The following is a 6,782-nucleotide window of genomic DNA, read 5'->3' as shown; positions in this document are numbered from 1 at the left end:
GGCCGGGGCCGGCCCCGCGGTGGAGACGGCGGAGGCGTCCGCAGTCAGCCGCGTACGTTCCGACAAGATCTCCCAGTCACCGTAGACCTCGGAGAAGTCTTCGCGCCGGTCAGCGGACCGCCCGATCGTGTCGATCGACACGTGCAGATCCGTCCGGCCGGACGCGTCGCCCCAGCCGCCGTCCGGCTCTTGCCAGGGCATTCCCTCCGGGCGGGCGGCCTCGTTCGCGAGGCCGGTCCGCGGGTCGGCGAGGGCGGCGACGTGCCGCGCGACGCGCGGGTCGAGCCAGGGCTCGCGGATGTAGGGCGGGTAGACCGTGAGACGTTCCCTGAGCGTGAAGCCCGCTGCGGCCGTGAGCTGGGCGAGCTCGTCGATCTGCGGCCAGGGGCGTTCCGGGTTGACGTGGTCCGGGGTCAGCGGCGAGACGCCGCCCCAGTCGTCGATACCCGCGTCGAGAATAAGCTGGTGCTGGTCGCCGACGAGGTTCGGCGGCGCCTGCACGCGGGCCTTCGGGCCAAGGAGGAGGCGGGTGACCGCGATGGTCGCGGCCAGGTCCTCGAGCTCGGCGTCCGGCGTATCGCGCATCTTGGTGTCGGGCTTGGCGCGGAAGTTCTGCACGATGACTTCCTGGATGCCGTTGTACTCGCGGGCGACCCGCCGGATCGCGAAGATCGAGTCGGCTCGCTCCTCAATCGTCTCGCCGATGCCGATCAGGATGCCGGTGGTGAACGGGACGTTGCTGCGGCCGGCGTCCTCAAGGACCCGCAGCCGGACCTTCGGATCCTTGTCGGGGCTGCCGAAGTGCGGGCCGCCCTTGGTCTCGTACAGGCGGCTCGAGGTCGTTTCGAGCATCATGCCCATGCTCGGCGCGACCGGCTTGAGCCGCTGGAAGTCCTGCCAGGTCATGACTCCGGGGTTCAGGTGCGGTAGCAGTCCGGTCTCCTCGAGGACCCGGATCGCCATCGCCCGTACGTAAGACAGCGTGTCGTCGTAGCCGTGCGCGTCCAGCCACTCCCTGGCCTGCCGCCACCGGGCTTCCGGGCGGTCGCCCAGGGTGAAGAGGGCCTCTTTGCAGCCGAGCCGCGCGCCTTCGCGGGCGATGTCCAGCACCTCGTCGGGGCTGAGGAACGGGCTGTCGAGGTGCTTCGGCACGGTCGCGAACGTGCAGTAGGCGCAGCGGTCCCGGCACAGCCTGGTCAGCGGGATGAAGACCTTCTTCGAGTAGGTGATGATCCCGGGCCGGCCGGCGGCTTCCAGGCCGGCGTCCCTGGTTCTGCGCGCGTAGCCGAGGAGCGCTCGCAGGTCGCCGCCGCGGGCGTGCAGCAAGACCGCGGCTTCGGTCTGGTCCAGTGGCTTGCCGTCCCTGGCGCGGGCCAGCGCCCTGCGCATGGCCGCCTCGCTAACCCCGCTGTTTCCACCCTGGTCGATGCTGGAAGCGCTCATACTCCTGACCTTAAGGCACTAGGCGAGTGCGGCCCGAGCGGCCTCCTGCCGGTCTAGACCTGTCGGCCGGGAACGTCAGAAGCGGCGGTAGTCGCGGACCGGCAGCTTCGGGGCCCGGCGCGGCGGGCCGCCAAGGCCGCTCAGCTTCACCAGCCTAGTGACCCGGTGCCGGTGGCCCGCGTACGGGCCGAGCAGTTCGAGCATTTCCTCGTCGTTGGTGGCGGACCGGCCGGCCAGCGCCCAGCCGACCATGTCCGGCAGGTGCGCGTCGCCGACAGAGACCGCGTCCGGGTCTCCCGCGGCGCGCTGCCGCGTCTCCGCGGACGTCCAGGGCCCGATGCCGGGGATGGTACGCAGCAGGCGGTCGGCTTCCTCGTGGGTCTTGGCGAGCAGCCGCTCCAGGCTGTCCGCCACGGTGCACGCCCTGATGATCGTCTGGGCGCGGACGCCTTCCACGCCGGCCCGGTGCCAGTCCCAGGACGGGATGCGCCGCCACGTCTTCGGGTCGGGAAAGACGCGCATGCCCCTGGGCGCGGGGCCTGGCGGCTGGCCGCCGAACTTAGCGAGCAGGATCCGCCACGCCCGGTGCGCCTCGATGGTGAGGACCTTCTGCTCGAGTACCGCGGGGACGAGCGCCTCCATCAGGCGGCCGCTGCGGCCGAGACGGAGGCCGGGGTGCCTGCGAGCGACCTGGCGCAGGACGGGATCGCCGGAGGGGTCGAAGCCGGAAATGTCGTCGTGCAGGCCGAGGGCGCCAGGGAGGGCGTCGAGCAGCCAGTCCGCTCCCGGACCCCAGGCCTGGGCCAGGACCAGGGGGCCCGCGGGCGCCGAGGCGGCCGGGAAGGGGGCCGTGACCCGGATCGTGGCGGGGCCGTCAGGCGTGAGCGAGGTCCGCCACACCGCCCCCGCCTCGTCGATGCGGAAGGTCGGGTCGCTCCGGCCGCGGCCTTGCACGGACAGCGTGACCCGGACGTCGACGAGGAAGGGCGCCTGCCATTCGCGGACGCGGGCGGGCTCGGGCCTAGCGGCGGCGGCGGTCCTCGACGGGGCCGTGCCGGTCATGCTGAGTCCCTGGTAGCCCACGGGTCAACATGCTAGGGGCTGCCCTGCCGTTCGGCGGGGACCTTGGACGGACCGGTGCTAGGCGTCGGTAGAGAAGCGGACCGAGGTGGGCTCCAGCCGGACATCGGGCCAGACGCGCAGGCCGCGGGCCAGCTCGTTACGCGACCCGATGAACGCGCGGTCGCCGATGATGGCGCCGTCGAGCACCGCGCCGTCGTCGATCGTGGCACCGAAGCCGACGATGCTGTCCCTGACCACGGCGCCAGCGCCGATGACGGCCCCGTCGAAGAGCACGCTGCCGTGCACGACGGCACCGGCGCTGACGACCGACCGGGCGCCCGCCACCGTGCCGCCGGACAGCACCGCGTCAGCGGCCACCTGGGCATCGTCGAGCAGCAGGAACTCCGCGGCCGCGACCGGCGACGTGGCCGCGCCGAGCGAGGCGGCCGAGCCAGGGGAAGGATCCGAGCCAGCGGGGTGCGGCACAGCCGTCGACGGCATGAGTCCGAGCACCAGGTCGCACGATCCGCGCACGAACGCTTCCGGCGTGCCGACGTCCAGCCAGTACGCGCTCTCCGCGTACCCCATCACCAGGGCGTCCGCCGCGATCAGCTCGGGGAACGTCTCGCGCTCCACCGACACCACACGGCCGGGCGGTATCTGGTCGATGACAGAGCGGCGGAACACGTAGCAGCCGGCGTTGATCCGGTTGGTGACCGGGTGCGGGGTCTTCTCGAGGAACGCGGTGACCCGTCCGCCGCGTTCTGTCGGCACGACACCGTACCGGCTCGGGTCCTCCACCTCGACCAGGTGCAGCGTCACCGCCGCTTCCCGCTTGCGGTGCAGGTCTACCTGGGCGGGGAGGTCGTGGGCGGACAGGACGTCGCCGTTCAGCACGACGATCGGGTCTTCGGGACCTCCGTGCAGGAGGGATGCCGCGTTCCTGATGCCGCCGCCGGTCCCCAGCGGGGACGACTCGTGCACGTAGTCGATGGACAGCCCGAGGGCCGCCCCGTCGCCGAAGGCCTCGGTGAACATCTCGGCGCGGTATGAAGTCGCCAGGACCACGTGCGTGATGCCGCACTCGGCCGCCCTCACGAGCTGGTGCGTCAGGAACGGGACGCCTGCCGTCGGGAGCAGCGGCTTGGGCTCGGACAGGGTAAGCGGACGCAGCCGGGTGCCCTTGCCACCCACAAGCATGATCGCTTCAAGGGCTTCACGTGGCATTTGGGATTCTCGCTTTAAGCGCTCGGTTTTCACGGACAGTCACCGGGCGGTGCCGCTGACTCACGCAGCATACTCACGCGCCCGGCTAGCGCCGCGGCGCCCGGGAATTCGAGCCTGTCGCGTTACTCGCCAAAACTCGCCGCAGCTGAGCTCACCCGGCGCGGGTGTCCGTCGCCTGCTGGTCCGCCGCGCGCTTGTAGCTGGCCAGATGCGCGGCCGCCGACGCGGCCCAGGTGAACTCCTGGGCCCTGGTGTGCCCGAGAACGCCGAGCGCGGCGCGCCGCTCCGGGTCGTCGATCAGCGCGCGCAGCGCGACCTGGATGGACTCCGCGTCCGGTTCGGTGTACGCGACCGCCTCGCCGCCCACCTCGGGCAGCGACGTGCGATGCGTGGTCAGTACCGGCGCGCCGCACGCCATCGCCTCGAGCACCGGAAGCCCGAATCCCTCGCCGTGCGAGGGGAAGGCCACCACGAGCGCGCCGCCGAGAAAGCCGGGCAGCTCCGCGAACGGCAGGTAGCCGGGACGGCACAGCCGCAGGTGCGGCGGGACCGCGGCGACAGCCGCGTCCACGTCCTCGCTCCAGCCGCCGCCGCCCGCGAGGACGAGCGCGGGCGGGTCGGTGAGGTCGCCGACAGCGCCCGCCCAGCCCTTGATCAGGGCGGCGACGTTCTTCCGCGGGTCCATCGAGCCGAGGAACGCGATGTACGGCTTGCCGTGCAGCCCCAGCCGCCCCGAGATCTGGCTGACCTGGTGCGGATCGGGCCGGTGGAACAGCCGGTGATCCACCCCGTGGTAGGCGACGTCGATCTTTGCGGTGTCCATGCCAAGCACCCGGACCAGCTCATCGCGGGTCGCGTTGGACGGCACGATGATCCGCGTGGCGCGCCTGGTAGCGGTGCGGATCGCCGACTTGAAGAACATCCCGCTGACCGCGGTGTGGTGCTCGGGTTCGGTGAAGAACGTGACGTCGTGGACGGTGACGACCGTCGGCCGGCCAGGCCGCATCGGCATCGAGTAGTGCGGCATGTGGATCACGTCCGCGTTCACCTGCTGAGCGACGACCGGCAGCCCGCTCTGCTCCCAGGCGAGCCGCGCGGGGCGGTGCCCGAGCGCGGCGGGCCCCGCGACGATGGTCGCGCCAGGAGCGAGCCGGCCGTACCGTCCTTCGTCGGCCCGCTGACAGACGACCGCCAGGTCCGCCCCTGCCGCGGCGAGCGCTCCGATAAGGCCGTCAACGTAGCGACCCAGCGCGCCGCGATCTGTCGGCACGTCGGTCGCGTCAACCAGTACCCGAAGTGCCACGACTCCATGCGCTCCCTTCGAAGTCCTGATAGCCGCAGCCTACGCCCCTGCCCCAGTCCTGGACGAGCATGCTCGGATAACAGTGAACAGTGCAGGAACTCGGCGGGGAACGGTGCCGGAACTCAGCAAGACGGGACAGATTTGCCCGCCTTGAGCGCCTCAAGGTCCGATACCGCCTGGGACAGGGTACTCACCTTGGCGAGGCGCAGCCCGGCCGGCACGGCGCCCGCCGTGTTGGCGCAGTTGGCCGACGGGGTGAGGAAGACGGTCGCGCCCGCGCTCCGCGCGGCGGCCATCTTCTGCTGTATGCCGCCGATCGGCTGCACCTGGCCGGCCGGGGTTATCTCCCCCGTGCCCGCGATGAATTTGCCGCCGGTCAGGTTGTCGGAGGTGAGCATGTCGATGATCCCGAGCGCGAACATCATGCCCGCGCTCGGGCCGCCGATGTTGCCAACGTCGATCGTCACCGTGAACGGGAACTTGTACTGCTGCTGAACCTCGATGCCGATGATCGGCTTGCCGCCCGAGTCCTTGGTCGCGACCTGCAAGGACAGCGTCTGGCCTTCCCGCAGCACGGTCAGCTGCAGCTCCGAGCCCGCCGGATGCGCCGAGATCGCCGAGCTGAGGCTGGCCGGACCGGTCACCGGCTTGCCGTTCACCGCCTCGATCACGTCCCCCGCCTTGAGCACGGTGCTCGCGGGATACCCGGGATGCGTGGAGATCACCACGGTCACTGTCTGATACGGGATGTGCAGCTCGGTCAGCGCGGCGGCGGTGGCCGTCTCCTGCGACGAGGCCATCTGCTCGATGTCCTGCGTGTGGGTCTGCTGCGCGGACTGTCCCGGCGGGAAGATCTCGGCCTCCGGCACCACCGCGTTGGTCGGGCTGAGCCAGCCGCGCAGCGCCTGGAAGATGTTCAGCCGCACGCCGGGGCCGCCGTTGAAGCCGACGGTCACCATGTTGAGGTGCCCGGTGGTCGGGTACGTCTGGTGCCCGCTGATCTTGATCAGTGGCTGTCCCGACGGGTCATTGCCCAGCGTGTTCAGCGTCGGGCCCGGCAGCAGGATCACGTAGGGCACCGGAACGAGGACCGCTACCGCGATCGCGATCAGGGTCGCGATCCCGGCGATGGTCAGCGTCAGCGAGCGTCGGAACATGCCCGAAGATTACGCGCTGCCGACCCACTCGTCAGAACCGTCGGTGAACCGCTGGTGCTTCCAGACTGGCACCGAGGCCTTGAGCTCGTCGATCATGGCGTGGCAGGCGTGGAACGCCTCCGCGCGGTGCGGACAGGCCACCCCCACGACGACCGCCAGGTCGCCGACCGCCAGATCGCCCACGCGGTGCACCGCGGCGAGCGCCACCACCTCGGGGTACTTGGCGACGATGGCCTCGGCGACGCGGCGCAGTTCGGCCTCCGCTGAGGGATGCGCGCTGTAGGAAAGGCCGGTCACGCCGCGGGCCGCGTCGTTGTCCCGCACGGTCCCGCAGAAAATCACGTCACCGCCGGCCGCCGGGTCGGCGATCGCCGCCCGCACCTCGTCAACGGACAGCTCGGTGTCCCTGATAGCGATCAGCCTGATCTGGCTCACCCGACTAAGGTATCGCGGAACCGCGTAGGTAACGACGTGCCCTTCCGCCGGGCGCGCCTGACGATCGCGGCGGTACCGAGGACCGCGGCGGCCGTCCCCGCGGCCCCTGCCGCGGTGAGCGCCGCGTCCTTGCGGGCGATCCTGCGGCCCGCTAC

6 protein-coding genes are annotated in these 6,782 nt (G+C 71.2%); all 6 read right to left on the bottom strand.

Going from position 1 to position 6,782, the window contains the following annotated elements:
- On the bottom strand, positions 1 to 1,389 hold a 1,389-nt coding region (cofG, locus tag WA805_RS30525), incomplete at its 3' end, for a 7,8-didemethyl-8-hydroxy-5-deazariboflavin synthase CofG (protein ID WP_425244056.1).
- A 129-nt stretch (positions 1,390 to 1,518) separates the two neighbouring features.
- Entirely contained in the window at positions 1,519 to 2,526 is a 1,008-nt protein-coding gene (locus WA805_RS30520; RefSeq protein WP_422275271.1) for a DNA-3-methyladenine glycosylase family protein, read from the bottom strand.
- 57 nt (positions 2,527 to 2,583) lie between these two features.
- Positions 2,584 to 3,732: a sugar phosphate nucleotidyltransferase gene (locus tag WA805_RS30515; protein ID WP_422286959.1), complete on the bottom strand. Its 1,149-nt coding sequence runs from the start codon at positions 3,730 to 3,732 to the stop codon at positions 2,584 to 2,586.
- 151 nt (positions 3,733 to 3,883) lie between these two features.
- Entirely contained in the window at positions 3,884 to 5,035 is a 1,152-nt protein-coding gene (locus WA805_RS30510) for a glycosyltransferase family 4 protein (protein ID WP_422337462.1), read from the bottom strand.
- 122 nt (positions 5,036 to 5,157) lie between these two features.
- Positions 5,158 to 6,192: a PDZ domain-containing protein gene (locus WA805_RS30505; RefSeq protein ID WP_422275277.1), complete on the bottom strand. Its 1,035-nt coding sequence runs from the start codon at positions 6,190 to 6,192 to the stop codon at positions 5,158 to 5,160.
- A 9-nt stretch (positions 6,193 to 6,201) separates the two neighbouring features.
- Positions 6,202 to 6,627, bottom strand: a complete 426-nt coding sequence (locus tag WA805_RS30500; protein ID WP_425238114.1) for a molybdenum cofactor biosynthesis protein MoaE — start codon at positions 6,625 to 6,627, stop codon at positions 6,202 to 6,204.
- Positions 6,628 to 6,782: the final 155 nt, after the last annotated feature.

Origin of the sequence: Trebonia sp. (assembly GCF_049794275.1) — a bacterium.
GTDB lineage: Bacteria > Actinomycetota > Actinomycetes > Streptosporangiales > Streptosporangiaceae > Trebonia.
The sequence above is the reverse complement of the archived record's forward strand: the minus strand, read 5'-3'. Positions and strand labels throughout refer to the sequence as shown.